This window comes from Microvirga sp. BF8 (assembly GCF_059888585.1).
The window spans coordinates 3447575-3467448 of record NZ_CM187619.1 but is presented as its reverse complement, the minus strand read 5'-3'; the positions used below and the strand labels follow the sequence as shown (position 1 = coordinate 3467448).

Sequence of the window (19874 nt, the reverse complement as noted above, 5' to 3'; positions counted from 1 at the left end):
AGATTGACCATGCTTGTACATTCTTTCTTTGAGGAATCTGAGTTCCTCGGGCGGATTCAAAGTCGACAGATGTTGTAGGACAAAGCTCCATGAGCGGTGATAGGCGATCACGAAGGGATTGTGGCGTCGGCATCGGTCAGATGAGATTCGAGACCCTGCACGGTGTAAACATGACAGCAGGACGGATCAGGAACTCGCGCGGGCTCCTTCTCCGCAGCGCGGTCTAAGGCAGAACGATGACGCAGGACCAGACCTTCGCCTTCGCCATACTGGCCGGAATGATGGCTCTGTTCGTTTGGGGGCGGCTGCGCTACGACCTTGTCGCTGTTCTGGCGCTCCTGGCTGCGGTGTTCACCGGCGTTGTCCCCCATAAGGCGGCTTTCTCCGGCTTTGGTGACGATATTGTCATCATTGTCGCGAGTGCGCTCGTCGTCAGCGCCGCCGTCGCACGCTCTGGCGTGATGGAGGCGGCCCTCCATCGGGTCTCGCCTTACATCACCTCGGTGCAGAGCCAGATTGTCGTTCTTGTGGCAGCGGTCACGATCCTGTCCGCCTTTGTCAAAAACATCGGCGCGCTCGCGATGATGATCCCGGTGGCATTCCAAATGGCGCGTCGCTCCAATGCCTCCCCCTCGTGCTTTCTCATGCCAATGGCCTTCGGGTCTCTGCTCGGCGGTCTGATCACCCTTGTCGGCACGTCACCCAACATCATCGTCTCTCGCGTGCGTGAGGACCTGACGGGGCAGCCTTTCGGCATGTTCGATTTCGCCCCCGTCGGTCTCGGCCTTGCGGCGGCCGGCGTGGCGTTCCTCGCCTTCGGCTACCGGCTTCTGCCCGGCGGTCGCAAAGCCGCGGGGACCATGGACGAGGCAATCAACCTCACCGACTACATGACGGAAGCGCGCGTTGCGGCGAATTCGCCGATGATCGGGAAGACGGTCAGCGACTTGGCAAACGCATGTGACAACGAGGTCCTGGTCACTGGGATCGTTCGGAACAAAACCGAGCACATGGCACCCCTGCCGGATGCTGTCCTTCGCAAGGGCGATATTGTTCTCCTTGAGGGCGATCCGGAAGCGCTTGAGCGGGCGGTCGCCCGCGCTCACCTGGAGCTCGAAGGGGACGACCGGCCCACGCGAGGCAAGGGGGCAGGCGAAGAGATCGGAGGAATCGAGGCCGTCGTTGGGCCGAGCTCGGCGCTGATCGGTCAGACGGCTAAACGCATGGCGTTGCACGAGCGCTTCAATATCAATCTCCTGGCCGTCAGTCGCAGCGGCGAGCGATTCACCGAGCGCCTGCGCGACATCACCTTGCAGACCGGCGACGTTCTCGTGCTGAAGGGCGATCTCACCCGGCTTCCGGACAAGCTGAAGGAACTCGGCTGTCTGCCGCTGGCCGAGCGCGAAATCCGCCTGGGCAATGTCCGGCAGGGTCTCGTCCCGGTGGTGGTCCTGGCGAGCGCCATGGGGCTCACGGCCTTTGGCGTGCTGCCCGTCGCCACCGCCTTCTTCACCGCCGCCGCCCTGACGGTCCTGCTCGGGGCACTCTCGCTCCGGGAGGCTTACGAAGCGATCGATTGGCCCATTCTGGTGATGCTCGGGGCGCTGATCCCGGTCAGCGACGGGATCCGTACGACCGGTGGTGCCGATCTCGTGGCCGGATGGCTCTCGCTGCTTGCCAGCACCTTGCCATCCTATGGAGCGCTCGCGCTGATCATGATGGCGGCCATGGCCGTGACGCCGTTCCTGAACAATGCGGCCACGGTGCTGGTGATGGCTCCCATCGCGGTGACTTTTGCCGGACAACTTGGCTATAAACCTGACGCCTTTCTCATGGCGATTGCGGTCGGTGCAGCCTGCGACTTCCTCACGCCCATAGGACACCAGTGCAACACACTCGTGATGGGGCCGGGCGGCTATCGCTTCGGCGACTACTGGAAACTGGGGTTGCCGCTCTCCGCCATTGTCATCCTAATCGGGGTGCCGCTCATCCTGTTCGTGTGGCCGCTGACCTAGCCAGCAGGATCGCTGCGCTCAGACGTGAGCGGAAACCGCACTTGAATCCGCGTCCTCCGATTCCCCTCAATCGCCAGGGTGCCGTTAAGACTACGAGCCATACCTTCGATCAGGCGCATGCCCAATGACCCTGTGCGCCGTGTGGCAGGAAGACCCACGCCGTTGTCCTCAATGAAGAGGAGTACATCCTCTCCCTGGCGGTGCAGCCCAACCCGAATGGTGCCGCGCCGCTTGTCGGGGAAGGCGTGCTTGAGCGCGTTGGTGATTGCCTCCCCCGCGATCAACGCCACGTTGATGGCGCGATCAACATCCAACGTGATCTCATCGGCGTCGCTCGTGAGGTCTATGCGCTGATCCCGCGGGCTCCGGAGATGGCCGAAGTTCCGGCATAGCTCCGTCAGGTAGCCTGCCATATCAACTGCCTGCACGTCGTTGCTGTCCTGCCGGTAGAGAAGCTCGTGAATACGGGCGAGATGATCCAGGCGCTGGATGGCATTCTCCAACGCCTCTGAGACCGCGAGATTGTCCTGTCGCCCGATCTGAAGGCGCAGCATTGAGATTGCCATGGCGATGCTGTTCTTGGCCCGATGGTTGACCTCATGCAGCAACACGCTCCTTTGGCTCAGAAGCTGATCCTTCTCGCGGATGCTTTCTGTCAAAATCGCTTCCAGAGTCCGCCTGCGGTCGACTTCATTCTGGAGCGTTTGGGTCCGCTCCTTGACCCTTGTCTCCAGAACCGCGTTCAGGCGCTGGGTGCGACGCTCGGCTTTGACGCGGCGGGTGATGTCCCAAAACGACGCGAAGTGCTGGATAACGCGGCCTTGCTCATCATGGACGGGGCTGACGAACTGTGCCGCCCAGACCTCGCGGCCATCTTTGGCGCGAAGCGCCACCTCAAGGGTGAGAGGTTCGTCGGCTTGCATGGCAGCCCGGATGAGCCTCTCGGCCTCAGGGCCGGTGTCAGGACCAGTCAGAAAGAAATAGTTCCGGCCCAGAACCTCCTCACGGGTATAGCCGAAAAGGTCGATGAAGGATTGGTTCACATAGACAATGGGATTCCCGTCAATGCCGGGATCAGTCACCACCATCGGCATGCGGGTGGCCTCGACCGCTGCCACGAATGGGCCGCCGCGATGCTGAACAGTATTGATTTCCGCTTCGGCTCTTCCCTGGTCGGTGTCGGCGGATTTTGGGTCGGATTCCAATTCTCGGTGCTCCGGCTGACGGCGCATATTGCGCCGTTGGTTGACTCTTCGTCGGCTCACTAGCCTCCCACGCGGCTCTGGTCTCACGTGTGAAATGGCTCGGGCGTGAATGGCGAGCGCTCCACCAGCAGAATCTTGGCCGCCACGCCGACTGACCGGAGACCTTCGAGAACTCTCTGCATCTGCTCGGATGCGTGCGCCTTGCGAGCATCCTCCACAGTTTGGAACTCGAGCAGGGTGATCGTGTCGGGGCTGGCTCCGTCAGCAGTGCGATAGGCCATGAAGGACACCGCACCCGGGATTTGCAGAAGCTCGGCAATCCAGTCCCGGACCCGCTGGTTATAATCGTTCCAGCGATGCGAGTCGGTCGGGCGGTCATACTGAAACATGACAAAGGCCATGGGATATCTCCCCGAGAGCTCGGGCTATCACAGCACACTGGAGCAATCCGTCATAGCGCTCTGAGGGATGCCCCTCTGTTCAGCCGCGTGGTCTCGCAAGGATCAGCCCGAGCGGCGATGGCTCGTGAGTTCATTGGCATTGATCACGCGCGCCAAGAGGTCTTGCAGGGTCTCCCGCTCCCGCTCCGACAGGGCAGCCATCACCCGATCCCGCGCAGCAAGGATCGCCGGGTATAACCGTGCATAGAGTTCGTGTCCTTCTGGCGAGAGGCTGAGGAGACGCGTGTCGCGTCCGTGTTTCCCCGATGTTCGGGCGACGAACCCGAGAAGCTCCAGGTGCCGGACCATCCGCTGGGCACTGGCGAGGTCGATACCGATCCGCTCGGCCAGTCGCCGCTCGTCGATGTTAGGCGCATCGTGGAGGGAGGCCAGCACCGCAGGCTCGACCAGTGTCAGGCCCTCGGGCTTGGTCACACCCACCAGCGCGTGGTTCAGAATGGTGTGGAAGCGTCGCCCCAGGTTGAACTCACTGCGGCGGTGAACCGGTGGCAGCGCCCGAGATAGCGGATGATCCGTGGGATGGGCCAAATACGCCCGGATGGGCGCATCCAGGTTTTTCACCAGTTGTGTCCCAAGGTCGTCGAAGGCCAGCGGCAGCACCTTGGACACGTAGTCATACGCCGTTCCTGAGAGGCAGACCAATCCCGGCTGTGCCAGCTTCTCCATGCGGGCTGCAATGTTCACCCCATCACCAAACATGTCGCCGTTGCGGATCATGACCTCTCTAACGTGAATGCCGATCCGGAAGGTCAGCCGGCGTTTCTCAGGGGTTTCCTCATTAGCCGCAGCGATCCTCTCCTGAATGCCAATCGCACATTGGACCGCATCAACGACGCTCGGGAACTCAGCGAGAATACTGTCGCCTGCCGTGTTGGCCGTGCGGCCGCCGTACTGGGTGATGTGCCGATCCATGACCTCGCGGCGAGAGTTGAGCAGAGCCAGAGTTCCGGCCTCATCGGCATTCATCAGGCGCACGTAACCTGCCACGTCAGCGTAGAAGATCGCGGCGAGGCGGCGGTGCATGACTGATGAGCGCTTGTTCATTGTCGGGCACTGCCCTTCCTAGGCCTGTCAAGACCCGTGTCGCGTCGGCAGAGCCTCTCGTCTACAGGACAATCGGCCAGTGCAGGGTCTCGTTCCTAACCGACCGGCGACACCAGCGAAATTGCACGGACCCGCGTTCGCGATCAGGGTTCTCTCACCCATGGGAGCGGAGCGCCAGCGTGAAGACGGCGAGAATGCCAGCGATCAGAAGGAGCGAAATCAGCGCCTGGGAAAGCATCACATGAATCCCAAGATCACGGCTCCGCAGAACAGGAAGGCCAGAGCCGCAACGAGGATCGTTTCGTTTTCGTAAGAAATGTAGGATCTGATTCTCTGAATCATGATGCACTCCTAACTTTGGTGAAGTATACACGCTTATCTGACCTAAGTATATGATTGCCTCAAACTGGGAGTTATTCGATGATCTCGAAGAGAAAGGCAATACTTGGGCGTAATTCAAGAGATTGGAATTTGAAAATGGGATCACGATGCTTCTCTGATATTCTTGGAGCTCGCGTGGATTATGTGCCCGGCGGGGTCCGATTGATGCGCCTGGCAAGTAGGCAGCCGCCGTCCGATCTTTGGAAGAGTGGCACGGGTCGCAGGGTGCAATAGAAGGTTTTCTTGATCACCTTGGATACGCCACGGGCGCGAACGGCAAGCCTCCTCCAGTCCCCATGTCTAGGGTAGACTGCAATCTCTGATCAGAATGACAGCGGAGGGCGCGTATGGACGAGGTGACTCAACTCGCTCGGCAGTTGCTGGACAGCGGCGTGACGAAATTGTCCGAACGCGAGCAGCGGGTAATTCTCCACATTGCCAAGCATTCGCACATCGCTCGAGATGTGAACAGTGTTCTCGCAGAACAGCAGACACTGGGTGAGCGCTTGGCGGATCGGGTCGCTCGGTTTGGCGGTTCCTGGACCTTCATCACGATCTTCACGGGGATGCTTATCGCCTGGGTTGTCGTGAACAGCCTTGCCTTAGCCAGCTTCGGCGGGGGCTTTGATCCGTACCCTTACATTTTCCTGAACTTGATCCTGTCGATGGTCGCCGCGCTTCAAGCCCCTGTGATCCTGATGTCTCAGAACCGCCAGGCCACCAGGGACAGGTTGGCCGCGAGCCTGGATTATGAGGTCAACCTGAAGGCCGAGGTTGAGATCATGGCCCTGCACGACAAGCTTGACCGCATTCGCGGCGAGCATCTCGAAGGCTTGCTTCACGATCAGACGCAGCGGATTGAGGAACTGGACAAGCTGGTGCGGGCAGCCCTCGCGAAACTGCTCTCAAGCTGACCTGCACCGAATTTGGTCTTTAGCGTCCCGGATTGCCTATGAGCAATGGGGCTGCCACAGGCCTGTGCCGCCGTGCTCTACCGAGACAAGCCCAACGGCATGTACCAGCTCGCGTAAGCCATTTTCGGCTGAGTTGCTGCACCGATCTCGTCACGGCCCTGGCGAAGGTCTGGTGATGGCACGGGCCGGTCGTTTGTCTAGTGGCTGCTTAAGCCTCAAGTCCGGACGTTGTGCTGTGAGGCATGATGGGCTCTAAGGCGGCTCGTTGCCGGGCCGCCTCTGGCGTTTAGATCTCAACCTGCTCTGCAATTAAGAGAGCATCGTCTACATCGATGCCGAGATACCGAACGGTGCTCTCGATCTTGGTGTGCCCCAGGAGGAGTTGGACAGCCCGGAGATTGCCGGTCCTTCGGTAGATCATCGATGCTTTGGTACGCCGAAGTGAGTGTGTGCCATAGGCAAGGGGATCAAGGCCGATCGCGCGAAGCCAGGATGCCAGCAGGCGAGCGTACTGGCGCGTCGTCATGGGTCTTTTTCGATTGATCCGGCTTGGGAACAGCGGCTCGCCCTTGTGTAGATCCTTGTTTTCTAGCCACCGCGCCACAGCCTCGCGGGTCTGCTCGGTGATCTCGAACTGAACGGGCCGGCCAGTCTTCTTCTGCATGACAGTGGCTCGGGACCGCACCCGTCCATTGAGGGCCACATCGTCGACTTGGAGCGCGACCAGGTCACAGGCGCGCAGCTTGCTGTCGAGAGCCAAGTTGAACAGGGCCAAATCCCGGATGCGATGCGCCACTTGGAGCCTGACCCGAATGGACCAGATCTCTTTGGCCTTGAGAGGCGGTTTGGGGCCGATCAGCTTACCCCAGTTCCATGGAGTGGTGGTTCGGCAGGGATGGTCAGCGGTCATGTCTTGCATTGCAGTGCTCCTGAAGCGAAGCCCCGCAATGAACCTTGGGCTTCTCTGCCGATAGCAACAGCCGGCCGAGCATTCGTTCTAAGGTTTTCGTCAGCTTACCAGTGTAAGCGGGACGCTCTTTACTTTGTGCCGATCTCCTTCTCTTGACCCACTGCGGACCACCCTGTGCGCATGCATCAAGCAACATGGCACCCGTCCCTGGCTGCACCGCATGGAAGCCTAGGTGTTGACAGTATCCTCTCATGCTTTGGGCGGTGCGCCCGGCCGGGCAGCCACCGCTTCGCGTTGCATCGAGGCAGAAATCTACTCAGGCGACCGCCCGACCTCCCTGCTTCCAGGCGTCACTGCCTTTGGAGGGACGACGTCAGGTGCGAACGGCGCCGCGGCGCCTAGATCCGGGCCGGCCAGCGCCTTCCTCATCGCGAACCGCAGGACGACACCGAGCGATGCGGCCAGAGGAATGGCAATGAGCAAGCCCACGAAGCCAAACAAATAGCCGAAGGCGAACAGCGCAAACATCAACCAAACCGGGTTGAGCTTGACGCGGCTGCCGATGATCCGCGGCGACAGGACATAATCGGCGATCGTTTCGCCGAGCAGGAAGATACCGGCCACGACAGCCAGGGGCGTCCAGTCAGGCCAGAACTGGGCGATCGCGACGCATGCCGCAACGACGAAGCCGACGCCGAGCCCCAGATAGGGGACAAAGCTGATCAGGCCGGCCGTGAGGCCAATCAGGATGGCATGGTTGAGCCCGATCAGCCGCAGGGCCCCTGCGTAGAACTCTGCCAGGATCAGGCAGATCACGATCTGCCCGCGCACGAACCCGGCCACCGTGTCATGGATCTCCCGCCCAACGGCCCGGACGTCCTCGCGCTGCCCCGCAGGCAACCAGCCGTCGATCGTCGCGATCATCCGGTCCCAGTCCACCAGCAGGTAGATGCTGACGATTGGAACCACGACCATAAGCGAGAGGAGGGAGAGCAAGGCCTTCCCGCCCGACCAGGCCGAGCGGAGGAGGTCATCGAGCCAGGCACTGCCCATCGCAGCCACCGTGTGGGTGACCGATTCCTCGATCCGGAGTTCCTGGCCCATGACCTTGTGCAGCCAGGGCCGGCTCGTGTCCGCGGCAAGAGACTGGACCCGCGTGACATAGCGAGGGAACTCATCGATGAAGAACCGCAACTCGCCAATGAAGGCGGGGAGCATCACCAGCACTAGGCCGACGAAGACGACGGCCAGCAGCAGGATGAGGGTCAGGGCAGTCAATCCGCGATTGATCCCGACCCGCTCCAGCCTGTCGACGACCGGGACGAGCAGGTAGGCAAGCGCCATCCCGATCGCGAACGGCAGCAGGATCTCATGCAACAGCACCAGCATCACGAGCGCGATGATGGTAATCGCGATCCAGAACACGGTGGGGCGGGCAATCGTCATTACGTCCCTCCCGGGCGGAGTTCGTTGCGTCCTCCATCAGGGCGCGACTGGACCGATGACCTTCCGGTCTCGCCTCAAGTCGACATCATGGCGGCGATCGGTCCGCGGCACCGCGCCGCCCATCGAGGGCTCGGCCAAATCAGTAGCACGGAGGGTAAGGGTAATAGCCGCACTGGCCGTATCCGTAATAATAGGGGGACGCCGTAGCCGCTCCCAACGCGGCTCCGGCGGCAAGGCCGGCCCCCGCCCCATACCAAGCGCCACGATAGACGGGGGCATGCCAGTAGTTGCCGCGCACGACGTTGACATCGCCGACCCGTGCATAGCCGAAGCGGTCGCCGCCCAGACGATCCGCACCACCGAAGCGATCAAAGTCCCCACCGCGGAACCCGCCGAGACCACCAGCGAACCCGCCATGGAATCCACCAAAGCCGCCGCCGAAGCCGCCAAAGTGGTCGATGAACAGTGCCGCGGGACCGCTCGCTCCGGCCAGGTTGCCTTCCAGCACCACAACGTCGAAGGTAAGGTTGGAGCCCTCGAGCTTCGGCGCCTTCAGCGTCACCACGGCGTCGCTGACCTTCGAGCCGTCGCCGCCCAGGACGGACACGGTGGCGTTGGGAGGATCCTTGGCAAAGTTGTCCTTGCCCTCGTCCCATTGCATGATGAACTGCTCGGTGACCACGTGACCCGCAGCCCGCACGGGCCGGTCGGCGAACACGATCGAGTTCGGCGACACGCCGGTCAAGGTCAGCTTGCCGCCTTCCAGCTTCGCGCCCGCCGCGTTGAGAACCGCAAGCGACGGAACTGGCCCTGTCGGTGTGGTCCGGCCGATGGCCTTCCTGATCGGCACTTGCGGGTTGGCCGTCACGTCCTGGGCCAGCGCGATGCCTGGCACGAGCAACAGAGCGCCGACGAGGATAAGGTTGGAGGCAAGGCGTTTCGCGGGCATGGTTCATTTCCCTGATTGGAACCCACACCGAACGCGAAGCCGATCCGACGGGGCTCTTGCGGCATCCAGGCTTCGGGCAGGGACGCCAGGTACGCTTGGGCACGCTATACGAACGAACTGGTCTTGCTTGACCGGAGGCACCGCCCGCTTGACCAGCCAGGCCATGGCCGTAAGCCGGCGCCGTCGATCCCGCATCAATCGAGCTTCTCGACCCGGGCGGCCATGTCCGGCGTGAGACGTATCCGGTAGGAGGCGTTGCCGCACCTCAGGTTCCACACGGTCTCGTCCGGTTTCGAAAGCTGGGCGTCCCGCTGCGCCGTCACGGGTTCATCGCAGCGATGACCCTGCAACCGCAGTTGCGCTGCGAGGGTTTCCGGCGGCGTCGCCTGTGCCCAAGCCACGTGACCGCCGCAGACGAGGAATGCGACGGCGGATGCCCCGACGAGAAGTCCATGCCACGCCATGAAATGACCTCATTGGTTGCCTGCGCCCTGTGGGCGGGATCCTATTCGAACGGGAATGATCCTCCCGGCACCGGCCCAGCCCATCGCTGCCGCTACTGCCCGGCCGGGAAGATGGTCTTCCAGTCCCGCTTCATGTCGACCACGGTCCAGCGATCCGACGTCGCGGCCTCGAGCGCCTTGTCGAGGTGGCCGACCTTGGACTGGCGGTCGTAGGCGTACTCGCGCTCCGCATCGGTGTGATGCACCACGACACCCAGGCGGCGTCCGCCCGCCTCGGTGGTCCATTGCAGCATCTGGAGGTCGCCGTCCGAGTTTCCGAAGGCGGCGATCGGCCGGAGGCCGATGTGCTGGTTGATCCCGACCGGCTTGCCGGGGCCGTCGTCGACGAAGTTCACCTGGGGCAGGCGGAACAGCGTCGGCTTGCCGTCGCGCATCTCGAACTTGGTGACGATGCTCGAGCCCACGACTTGATCGGGCGGAATGCCGTAGGTCTTGTCGGCAAAGGCCCGCATGAACTCGATGCCGCCGCCCGAGACGATGAAGGTCTTGAAGCCGTTGGCCCGCAGGTAGGCCAGGACCTCCAGCATGGGCTGGTACACGAGTTCGTCGTAGCGGCGGTCGAAGCGGGGGTGCTTCGCGGTCGCGAGCCAGGTCTTCACCAACCCGATGAACTGCTCCGGCGTCATGCCCGCATGCGTCGCGGCGATGATCTCGACCGCTCCTTTCTCGCCGGCGGTGGCCACGGCCGCCATGTCTCCTTCGAGCACCGCCTTGAAGGGCTGCGTGTCCTTCCATTCGGGATGCTGCGGCGCCAGCGCCTTGACCCGGTCAAGGGCGAACGCGAACTGGACATAGATCGGCTGCTCGATCCACAGCGTGCCGTCATTGTCGAACGTTGCGATCCGCTCCGGCTCCGGAACGAAGTCCGGGGAACCGGAGCGGGTCACGTCGGTGACGAAGGCGACGATCGCCTGCTTCGACGGGCCGTCATTCCATGAGGGCAGCGGGTCGGTCTGGGCCGCTGCCGTGGAAACCCATGCCACGACCAGGGCCATGACACCAAGTTGCGATAGGCGAAAGCGCATGTCTGCCTCCCGTTCAATGATCCGATGCATCCGCGATGTCAGAAGTCGTCGGAGCCGTCCTTGCAGCGGTAACCGATGAAGCATTGCGGATTGTTCGAGCTCGGCACCCAGGCCGGCTCGGGAAACTGGTCGACGAGGCATTCCGAGCCGTTCTTGACGAAGCGGGCGTAGGTCTGCGGGCCGGTGTCGAGGACGACGGCGCCGTCCCGCAGCACAAGCTGGCGGTTCGCCCCACAGGTTCGCTGTGACGTCGGCGGTCCGACCTGGGCGATGGCTGCCGTTGCAGACAAGGCGAGAGCAAGGAACGTCAGTACGCTTCTCATCACCGTTTCCTCCTCCAGGCCCAAAAGGGCCGTTCATCGGATCTAGTTGCTCGACGGCGGATTCCTGAGCTTCTCCATCGCCTGCTCGACCGAGAAGGAGCCGGGCCTCTGGCGTGGCGGGAACTGCTGGAAGCTCGCCAGGTGCTGCGCGACGAGCGCCTGCGCCGGGACGAGCACGAAGGCATGTTCGACGAACCACCGCACGTAGTCGCCAGCCTCATGCTGGGCCCGCTCGAACGGGTCGGAGCGCAGGTTGAACAGCATCGGCAGACGCAGTTCGATCATCGGCTGCGCCCACACGTCGAAGCCATGCGCCTTCTGCTCCAGGAAGACCGCCTTCCACTGGTCGTAGCGCAGGCCCGCAAGGTTGCCGTCGTCGGTCCAGTAGAAGAACTCGCGTCGCTTGTTCGGTCCCTTGCGGCTCAGCAGGTCGCGTTGGTCGTAGCCGTCCAGGTGAACCTTGAAGGTCTTGCCCGCGGCTTCATAACCTTGCAGGAGCTTGTTGCTGATGTCCGGCTCGCCGGCCGCTGCCACCAGCGTCGTCGCCCAGTCCTCGGCGGAGACGGTGTCGTTGATCTCGGTCCGCGCCGGAACCTGGCCCGGCCATCGGATCATCGCCGGAACGCGGTAGCCGCCTTCCCAGTTGGTGTTCTTCTCGCCACGGAATGGGGTCGTGCCGCCATCCGGCCACGAGAAGGTCTCGGCGCCGTTGTCGGTGGTGTAGATCACGACCGTGTTGTCGGCGATGCCGAGATCGTCGAGCTTCTTCAGAAGCTGGCCGACCTGTCCGTCATGTTCCACCATGCCGTCCGGATAGATCCCGAGTCCGGTCTTGCCCTGCGACTCGGGCTTGAGCCGGGTCCAGATGTGCATGCGGCTTGGATTGAACCACAGGAAGAACGGCTTTTGATCGCGATTGGCGCGGTCGACGAAGTCGAGCGAGGCGTTGAGGAACTCCTCGTCGATGGTTTCCATGCGCTTCTTGGTGAGCGGACCGGTGTCGTCGCATTTCTGCTTGCCCCAGGGGCCGAACCGAGGATCGTCGCCAGGCGTGTCGGTGGCCGTGGCGACGCATTTCAAAACACCGCGTGGGCCGAACTGCGCCCGGAAGGCAGGGTTCTTCGGATAGTCCGGATGCTCGGGCTCATCCTCGGCATTGAGATGGTAGAGGTTGCCGAAGAACTCGTCGAAGCCGTGCACCGTCGGCAGGAACTCGTTGCGGTCGCCGAGATGGTTCTTGCCGAACTGGCCCGTCGCATAGCCGAGCGGTTTGAGCAGGTCGGCAATCGTCGGATCCTTCTCCGACAGCCCTTCCTTCGCTCCGGGCAGCCCCACCTTCAGGAGCCCTGTCCGCAACGGGCTCTGCCCGGTGATGAACGCGGCACGGCCGGCGGTGCAGGATTGCTGGCCGTAATAATCGGTGAAGATCGCGCCCTCGTTGGCGATGCGGTCGATGTTGGGCGTGCGGTAGCCCATCATGCCGCGGTTGTAGGCGCTGATGTTCCAGAAGCCGATGTCATCGGCCATGATCACGACGATGTTGGGTTTCTGCGGCTGCGCCGCCGCTGGCGCACTGAATGCCATCGCGGAGGCGATCAGGGTGGACAGTCCGAACCCGAGCTTCGAATGGGTTTTCATGTTTCAAGTCCTCGCACTTTCGATGGCTTACCAGATCCTGCGCCGGCGCAAGGACCGTTACTCGTTGCCGCAGGGCGAGTACGGGTAGTAGCCGCACACATTCGGGATGACGGCCGAATTCTCGGCCGCATAGGCCGCACTGTAATTGGAGACCCCCGACCGCCCATACCAGGCGCCATGATAGGCAGGGGCGTGCCAGTAGCGGCCAAAATCGTCGATGAACAGGGCCGCCGGCCCGCTCGCTCCGGCGAGATTGCCTTCCAGAACCGCCACGTCGAAGGTAAGGTTGGCGCCCTCGAGCTTCGGCGCCTTCAGGGTGACGACGGCGTCGCTCACCTTCGAGCCGTCGCCGCCCAGGACGGACACGGTGGCGTTGGGGGGATCCTTGGCAAAGCTGTCCTTGCCCTCGTCCCATTGCATGATGAACTGCTGCGTGGCCACGTGCCCCGCTGCCCGCACGGGCCGGTCGGCGAACACGATCGAGTTCGGCGACACGCCGGTCAAGGTCAGCTTATTGCCCTCGAGCTTCGCCCCGGCCGCGTTGAGTACGGCGAGCGAGGGGACCGGGCCGGTGGGTGTGACCCGACCGATGGCCTTCCTGATCGGCACTTGCGGGTTGGCCGGCGCATCCTGCGCGAGCACCGCACCTCCTGTCGCGCAGAGGCCTCCGATCATCAGGATAAGACAGGCGAATGGCTTGCTGAACATGGCGAGAACTCCCTCTCGTCTAGTCGGCTTTCGTCGGCTTCCCCGCACCAAACCGTCGTCGATGCGAGGATGTGACAACACGGTGAACGCCGAGCCCCTGTGTCCCCGGCACCTCCCATCGGAGCCGCGTGAGTGGCTCACGCACCGTTCGCTGCTACTTCACGGTCACCTTGTAGCTGAGCACGGACGTGCCGGGCTTCTCGTCAATGCTCTGCCCTTTCGCCGTGATCGCGAAGGCATCGGGGCCGCGGTAGCCCTGAGCGGGCGTGTAGGTCCATGTGTCCTTGTCGACCATACTCAGGGTGCCATGCTGCGGCCGTTGGCTGATCTCGGAACTGGCGAGGGTGCCTTGCGGGCTGATGTCGGACATGCACCCCTGTCCGGCCTGGACGTCGAAGGCGCCCTCCATATTGGCTCCCATGATGGCCCGATTGCCCGCGATGACGCACATGCTCTGGGCCAGAGCTGGGCTGGCCGATAGAAGCGCCAACGGGAGCACGACGAGCGACAATGACTTCTTCATGACGACCTCCTCTCCATTCCTCTGCATGTAATTGAGGTAAGCCCCTACACAGGGTTTTCTTGTTGGCTTGCGATCGGCGGGCATCTGGTCTGAGTGATGCCCGCCGATCTCGGGCGGTCTATTGCGTGTTCTCGCTTCAGCTCGGGTCACTGTCCCGGGGTCGCTGGCGGCTTCTTGAGCTGCTCCATCACCTGCTCGAGGTTGTAGCTCGCGGGATCCTGCATCGGCGGGAACTTCCGGTAGGTTTCGAGTTCCCTCAGCCAGAGCGCTTGGCCGATCGGCAGGAGGTTCCAGTCGTAGACGTAGGCCGTGGCTGGTCCTGCGAGGGCGCCGGCCATGCCGAAGAGCGACTTCGCCTGCTGCCCGATCGACGTCTCGAAGGGATCGCGCTTGATGTTGACCACCTGGCTCCAGTGGTAGGGAAGGACACCGGCAAGGAACCCGGTCGGCGCATCGGACACCATCGCGAAGTAAATCTTCCAGTTCTTGTAGCGCACCGCGGACGGGTCCTTGCCCGAGTAATAGAAGAAGGTGTCGCGGGCGGACTTGTCCGATTGGCCTTCCAGGTAGGCGCGCTGATTGACGCCATCGAGCGTCGTCCTGACGATACCGGGATACTCGCCTCTCTCGATCCGGGCCTTGAGTTCGTTGCCCTTGGCGCCGCCAGCGATGTCGACGAGCGTGGGCAACCAGTCGAGGGATGCGAAGATGTCGTTCTTGACCGTTCCGGGCTGGATGTGCCCTGGCCACCTCACGACCAGCGGGGCGCGCATGCCGCCCTCCCAGGTTGACAGCTTGCCGCCCTTGAAGGGTGTCGTGCCACCGTCGGGGAAGGTGATCGTCTCGGCACCGTTGTCGGTGGTGAACACGACGATCGTGTTGTCGAGTTCACCCATCTCCTCGAGCTTCTTCAGCACGTAGCCGATGTTGTCGTCCATCTGCTTCATGCCGGCTTCATTGACGCCCCAGTCCTTGCCGCCGGGCTCGCCCACCATCGCCATGTACTTGTCCGGCAGAACGGTCGTGACGTGCATGCGCGCGGGGTTGTACCAGACGAAGAACGGCTTCTTGGTCTTCTCGGGATCGTTGCGGTCGAGGAAGTCGATGACCTTGGCGGAGATCTCCTCATCCACGCCCTTCGAGCGCTCGAGCGTCAGCGGCCCCTCATCCTTGCAGGATTGGTTCGCCGCGGTGCCGTCGGACGACCTGCACCACATCACTGGCCGCGGCGGCGTCAGGCACGGGGTGGTCGCGGGATCGACCGCCGCCGGATCAAGGGGAAGACCGGGGATCGGCGTGCTGCGGCAGACCGGTGCGACCGTCTGCTCGGTCGGCGTCTTGTTGATGTCGGGGAAGCTCACGCCCTGCATGGCGTCGAGGTGATAGAGGTAGCCCCAGAACTCCTGGAACCCATGCGCAGTCGGCAACGAGTCGGTGTGGTCGCCGAGGTGGTTCTTGCCGAACTCACCGGTGTTGTAGCCGAGGTCGTACAGGAACTTGGCGATAGCCGGAGTGCCGGGCCGCAGATAGGACGGGCTGCCGGGCAGTTGCGGCGGGATCATGCCGGTCCGAAGCGGATGCATGCCGGTGAAGAAGGCGTTGCGACCTGCCGTGCAGCTCTGCTCGGCGTAGTAGGTCATGAACTTCGCACCCTCACGGCCAATGCGGTCGATGTTCGGCGTTTCACCGACCATGAGGCCCTGGTGGTAGATGCTGGGCTGCATCCAGCCGATGTCATCGCCCATGATGAACAGGATGTTGGGCTTCTGCGTCGGTGCCTGCGCGACGGCCGGAGCCGCCATTGCTGCCGAGATCAGGGCCGTGGCCCCGATCAGGGCAGCCTTGGCTCGCATGCGCGGGACGCGGAAGCGTCCACCGGGGGCCTGTGAGGATGCACGATCACTGTTCATGGGATCTTCCTCTCTCGGATGATGCAGCGGAAACCGACATGGCTCGTCGAGGTGTCGACCGGCTGCGGGTGACGCGCTGCGGGACGGTAGCGGCGACAGTAGTTGGGCGCGCACAGGTGCGAGCCGCCCTTCAGCACCCGGCGCGGAATTTGGATCCCGGGCTCGCAGGGAGCGTAGCTCTCGTCCTCCTGGCCGCCACGCGGGTTCTCGGGAATGCAGCAGGCCTTGGGAGCGTCGGCCGGATGCCTCGGCGCGTAGAAGTCGCTCGTCCATTCCCAGACATTGCCGATCATGTCGTAGAGGCCATAGCCGTTGGGCGGGAAGGCCGTGACAGGCGACGTCCGCTCGTAGCCATCCTCGCGCGTGTTCTGGAACGGGAAGGCACCCTGCCAGGTGTTGGCCATCTGGCATCCGCCCGGTGTGAATTCATCGCCCCAGGCGAACTCGGCGCCATTGATCCCGCCGCGCGCCGCGAATTCCCATTCGGCCTCAGTCGGCAGATCCTTGCCGGCCCAGCGGGCGTAGGCCGCCGCATCGGCATAGGCGACGTGCACGACCGGATGCTCGTCCAGCCCCTTGATCGACGAGCCCGGCCCATAGGGCCGCCGCCAGTTCACCCTGGGCTTGAACGCCCACCATTGGCTGAAGTGATGGAGATCGACCGGATGGTCAGGCGGGCTGAAGACGAGCGAGCCCGCGAACAGCATGTGCGGCAGGGCGTCGGGATAGTCCTTCGGGTCTGGTGCGATTTCCGCGACCGTGACGTAGCCGGTCGCGCGGACGAAGTCGCGGAACTGGCGGTTGGTGACCGGCATCCTGTCGATCCAGAAGCCGTCGACGGTAACACGGTGGACCGGCGCCTCCTCGGGATAGTGCCGGTCCGACCCCATCCGGAACGTGCCGCCGGGGATCCGGATCATGCCGCTGTCGTCCGGCAGAATGGTGATGGTCTCGTCCGTCCGCTCGACCAGGTCCGCATCGGTCATGGCATCGGTCCTCGAAAGGGTGTGCGCGGCCAGCGTGTCGAGCCGGCGGGAAGGCCCAAGGCTTTCCGGAAGGTACGCATCGCGGACGGGTTGTCGGAGCTTGGCTGATCACACGAGCCACCTGCTTGTCCGCATCGAACAACCGCAGGGACCGTTGCTCCCGTCCCTTATTGCGGCAGTGTCGTCCCGTTCGCTGCCGAGGGTCCATTGGGGAATATCCTGAAATCGATGGAGGCAGACCCTGATTCAGGCCCTCGGTTCGCATCGCTGGAGTCGCCCAGGCTCCGGATCGACCCCGGTCGACAGCGAAGGGCCTCAGGGTTTAACATAGGTTATCGGACCGAGGGCCTGTCGCGACCCTGATCCCGTTGCGTTCCCTTTGCAGCCGGAAACCGTCGTCATGGGCAATGGCACCGTCCCGCTGGTAGCGCGCTCGCTCTCGGGCCTGCCGGCCCGTCTGCGGCACCGGATCGCCCTGACCTTCATGGCCATCACCGTTGCGGCCTGCGTCGTCGCCGCGGCCCTGTTGCTCTCGCGCGCTGCCGAGGAGCGGCACGCGATCGAGAATCGCGCCCTGGAGGCGGCCAAGGCCCTGTCCTTCGGCTTCGACCAGGAGGTCGCCGCGGTCAATTACCTGCTGAAGGGACTGTCCAGATCCCCGGCGCTCCTCTCGGGCGACATCAAGGCCTTCTACGGCCAGCTCAAGGAAACGCCCGTTCCGGAAGGCTCCTGGCTGGTGCTCAACGACCTCGAGCGCCAGGTGGCCAACACCTTGCGCCCGTACGGGTCGCCGCTGCCGCGGCACGTGGACTTCCCGAACCACCAGGAGCAACTGGCCCGGATCCGCGATCGGAGGTGGTCCGTGTCCGGCCGGATGCTGGCTCCCCTGAAGGGCAGCATCATCGTGGCCCTCAGCCTCCGGCTCGACGGTCCGGACGGCGGGATGAGGGGCCACATCACCATCATCCTGGCGGAGGCGCGGCTCAGCGCGATCCTAGATGACCAGGTGGTGCCGAATAGCTGGGCGAAGGGACTCTACGACCGCAAGCTCCTGCCGATCGTCGCCGACCGGGACGGTCGCAAGGGGTCCGACCTGCCCGCCCCGGCGGCCTTGGCCGTCCGGCTCGCCGACGCCGGATCGGACAGCACGATCACGGGGACGGTCGAGGCCGTCGATGACCGTGGGGTCCCGGTCCTTGCCGCCTTCCGCCGTTCGGGTGCGACGAACTGGACGAGCGTGGTGGCGGTGCCGCTGGCCGATCTCGATGCACCCGTCACCGCCGCGCTGTGGCGCATGGCCGGACCGGCGGCTCTCCTCCTGCTCGCCGCGGGGTTTGCCGCCTGGTTCACGGCCCGCCAGGTCGAACAGCCGCTCCGGGTCTTGTCCGATCAGGTCACCGGCGCGAAGAGGCAGGTCAGCGAGTTGTCCGGGCAACTGCTCGCCCTCCAGGAAGAGGAGCGGCAACGCATTGCCCGCGAGCTGCACGACTCGACGGCGCAGCACCTCGTGGCGGCGAACCTGGGGCTGTCGGGTCTCGAGGCGGAGGTCCGGGGGAGCCAGGCGGGCCGCAAGTCCCTGGCCGAGGTCGCGGGCCTGCTGACCGAGGCGCTGCGTGAATTGCGCATCTTCACCTACCTGTTGCACCCGCCGAACCTGGCGCAGGATGGTCTCCAGGCCACGCTGCGGGACTTTGCCGAAGGCTTCGCGGGGCGGACGGGACTCGTCGCCCGGATCCGGATTCCGGAGGAGGTCGACGACCTGCCGCCGGAGCTCCAGCGAGCGATCCTGCGCGTGGTGCAGGAGGCCCTCACCAACGTTCACCGCCATGCCGATGCCTCGCACGTGTCGGTCGTCGCCCGGATCATGTCCGGACGGCTGGTCGTCCGCATCCGTGACAACGGGCATGGCATGGTAGATCCGGCCCGGCCGGATGGGACGGTCCGGCTCGGCGTCGGCGTCGCGGGGATGCGGGCCCGCCTCGAGCAGTTCGGCGGCAGCCTGAGGATCCGGACCGGCCGCAGCGGCACCTGCGTCGTCGCGATGGTTCCGATCCCCGGGACTGGCCTGGCGCCGCCACGGGCCGGACGCCTGCGGATGCCATGGCGGGCAGGCCGGGCCAAGGCGGACGACGAGGTCTCCTCCTGAACTTTCAGGGTCTGCCTCCCGCAGATTCAGGGTTTCGCGCAGGTGGGGCGGGCGGCGCGGAGGTGTATCCTGCCTCGGGACCCGGGCACACCGGTCAAGGGCCGGCCATCGGGTCGACGAAGGAAGTCCCGCGATGACGCGCATCCTGATCGCCGACGATCACGACGTGGTCCGCTCCGGTGTCCGGACCATCCTGGAGGGCCACGAAGGCTGGGAGGTGGTCGGCGAGGCCAGGGACGGCAAGCAGGCCATCGACCAGGCCCTGGCCACTCGGCCCGATGTCGTGGTCCTCGACTATGCCCTGCCGCTGGTGAACGGGGTCGAGGCCACCCGTCAGATCCGGGGGCGCGTGCCCGGCATCGAAGTCCTGATCTACACCATGCACGACACCAACAGCCTGATCCACGACGTCCTCGAGGCCGGTGCCCGCGGCTTCCTGCTCAAGTCGGATGCCCAGGCGCTTCTGGTCTCGGCGGTGGAGGCCCTGGCGGCCCACAAGCCGTTCTTCACGGGCAAGGTCTCCGAGGCCCTGCTCGAAACCTACCTGTCGAAAGGGACTGCGGACGCGTCGGCCCTGACGGCTCGCGAGAAGGCCGTCATCCAGCTCATCGCCGAGGGCAAGACCAACAAGCAGATCGCGGACATCCTCAGCATCAGCACCAAGACCGTCGAGACCCATCGGGCCCTGGCCCTGCGCAAGCTCAATCTCGACACGACCGCGGCGCTGATCCGCTACGCGATCCGGAACGGACTGGTGGAGGCGTGA

At 63.9% G+C, this 19874-nt stretch carries 18 protein-coding genes and 1 pseudogene; 4 read left to right on the top strand and 15 right to left on the bottom strand.

All coding sequences use genetic code 11. The features are described 5' to 3' along the window. Positions 1 to 236 precede the first annotated feature (236 nt). Positions 237 to 2015: an SLC13 family permease gene (locus tag AC522E_RS16400; protein ID WP_500747317.1), complete on the top strand. Its 1779-nt coding sequence runs from the start codon at positions 237 to 239 to the stop codon at positions 2013 to 2015. Here AC522E_RS16400 and AC522E_RS16395 read toward each other — a convergent pair. The 4 genes and pseudogenes from AC522E_RS16395 to AC522E_RS16380 form a co-directional block, all read right to left on the bottom strand. After that, positions 2012 to 2623, bottom strand: coding sequence for a sensor histidine kinase (locus tag AC522E_RS16395; protein WP_500750732.1), 612 nt, complete (start codon positions 2621 to 2623; stop codon positions 2012 to 2014). The two genes, AC522E_RS16400 and AC522E_RS16395, sit on opposite strands and share 4 nt — an antisense overlap. Positions 2624 to 2830: 207 nt before the next feature. Then, positions 2831 to 3103, bottom strand: a pseudogene (locus AC522E_RS16390) (PAS domain-containing protein); the annotation flags it as partial. A 200-nt stretch (positions 3104 to 3303) separates the two neighbouring features. Next, positions 3304 to 3621: a DUF1330 domain-containing protein gene (locus AC522E_RS16385; RefSeq protein ID WP_227384458.1), complete on the bottom strand. Its 318-nt coding sequence runs from the start codon at positions 3619 to 3621 to the stop codon at positions 3304 to 3306. A 102-nt stretch (positions 3622 to 3723) separates the two neighbouring features. Continuing rightward, positions 3724 to 4725, bottom strand: coding sequence for an adenylate/guanylate cyclase domain-containing protein (locus tag AC522E_RS16380; protein ID WP_500747316.1), 1002 nt, complete (start codon positions 4723 to 4725; stop codon positions 3724 to 3726). 728 nt (positions 4726 to 5453) lie between these two features. On the opposite strand from AC522E_RS16380, the gene AC522E_RS16375 reads away from it, so the two are divergent. Then, positions 5454 to 6020: a DUF1003 domain-containing protein gene (locus AC522E_RS16375; RefSeq protein ID WP_500747315.1), complete on the top strand. Its 567-nt coding sequence runs from the start codon at positions 5454 to 5456 to the stop codon at positions 6018 to 6020. A 286-nt stretch (positions 6021 to 6306) separates the two neighbouring features. On the opposite strand, the gene AC522E_RS16370 is transcribed toward AC522E_RS16375, so the two are convergent. The 11 genes from AC522E_RS16370 to AC522E_RS16320 form a co-directional block, all read right to left on the bottom strand. Beyond that, entirely contained in the window at positions 6307 to 6939 is a 633-nt protein-coding gene (locus AC522E_RS16370) for a tyrosine-type recombinase/integrase (protein WP_500747314.1), read from the bottom strand. 303 nt (positions 6940 to 7242) lie between these two features. Further along, positions 7243 to 8376 carry an AI-2E family transporter gene (locus AC522E_RS16365; RefSeq protein ID WP_500747313.1) on the bottom strand — a complete coding sequence of 378 codons (1134 nt, stop codon included), beginning with the start codon at positions 8374 to 8376 and terminating at the stop codon, positions 7243 to 7245. A 139-nt stretch (positions 8377 to 8515) separates the two neighbouring features. Then, on the bottom strand, positions 8516 to 9325 hold the full coding sequence (locus tag AC522E_RS16360) for a hypothetical protein (RefSeq protein ID WP_500747312.1): 810 nt from the start codon (positions 9323 to 9325) through the stop codon (positions 8516 to 8518). Positions 9326 to 9519: 194 nt separating this feature from the next. Further along, entirely contained in the window at positions 9520 to 9789 is a 270-nt protein-coding gene (locus AC522E_RS16355; RefSeq protein WP_500747311.1) for a hypothetical protein, read from the bottom strand. A 92-nt stretch (positions 9790 to 9881) separates the two neighbouring features. After that, positions 9882 to 10844, bottom strand: a complete 963-nt coding sequence (locus tag AC522E_RS16350; RefSeq protein ID WP_500747310.1) for an HAD family hydrolase — start codon at positions 10842 to 10844, stop codon at positions 9882 to 9884. 68 nt (positions 10845 to 10912) lie between these two features. Continuing rightward, positions 10913 to 11197 (bottom strand): hypothetical protein, encoded by a 285-nt coding sequence (locus tag AC522E_RS16345; protein WP_500747309.1) that lies wholly within the window; start codon positions 11195 to 11197, stop codon positions 10913 to 10915. 42 nt (positions 11198 to 11239) lie between these two features. Continuing rightward, positions 11240 to 12835: an arylsulfatase gene (locus tag AC522E_RS16340; protein ID WP_500747308.1), complete on the bottom strand. Its 1596-nt coding sequence runs from the start codon at positions 12833 to 12835 to the stop codon at positions 11240 to 11242. Positions 12836 to 12892: 57 nt separating this feature from the next. Next, positions 12893 to 13543 carry a hypothetical protein gene (locus tag AC522E_RS16335; protein ID WP_500747307.1) on the bottom strand — a complete coding sequence of 217 codons (651 nt, stop codon included), beginning with the start codon at positions 13541 to 13543 and terminating at the stop codon, positions 12893 to 12895. 154 nt (positions 13544 to 13697) lie between these two features. Continuing rightward, a complete protein-coding gene (locus AC522E_RS16330) occupies positions 13698 to 14066 on the bottom strand; it encodes an Ig-like domain-containing protein (protein ID WP_500747306.1) in 369 nt (122 codons plus the stop codon). 146 nt (positions 14067 to 14212) lie between these two features. Next, on the bottom strand, positions 14213 to 15868 hold the full coding sequence (locus AC522E_RS16325) for an arylsulfatase (protein ID WP_500750731.1): 1656 nt from the start codon (positions 15866 to 15868) through the stop codon (positions 14213 to 14215). A 104-nt stretch (positions 15869 to 15972) separates the two neighbouring features. Continuing rightward, complete coding sequence (locus AC522E_RS16320) at positions 15973 to 16896, bottom strand: formylglycine-generating enzyme family protein (protein WP_500750729.1); 924 nt, start codon at positions 16894 to 16896, stop codon at positions 15973 to 15975. A 466-nt stretch (positions 16897 to 17362) separates the two neighbouring features. Here AC522E_RS16320 and AC522E_RS16315 point away from each other — a divergent pair, with 466 nt between their 5' ends. After that, positions 17363 to 19108 carry a histidine kinase gene (locus AC522E_RS16315; protein WP_500747305.1) on the top strand — a complete coding sequence of 582 codons (1746 nt, stop codon included), beginning with the start codon at positions 17363 to 17365 and terminating at the stop codon, positions 19106 to 19108. 133 nt (positions 19109 to 19241) lie between these two features. Next, positions 19242 to 19874, top strand: coding sequence for a response regulator (locus AC522E_RS16310; RefSeq protein WP_500747304.1), 633 nt, complete (start codon positions 19242 to 19244; stop codon positions 19872 to 19874).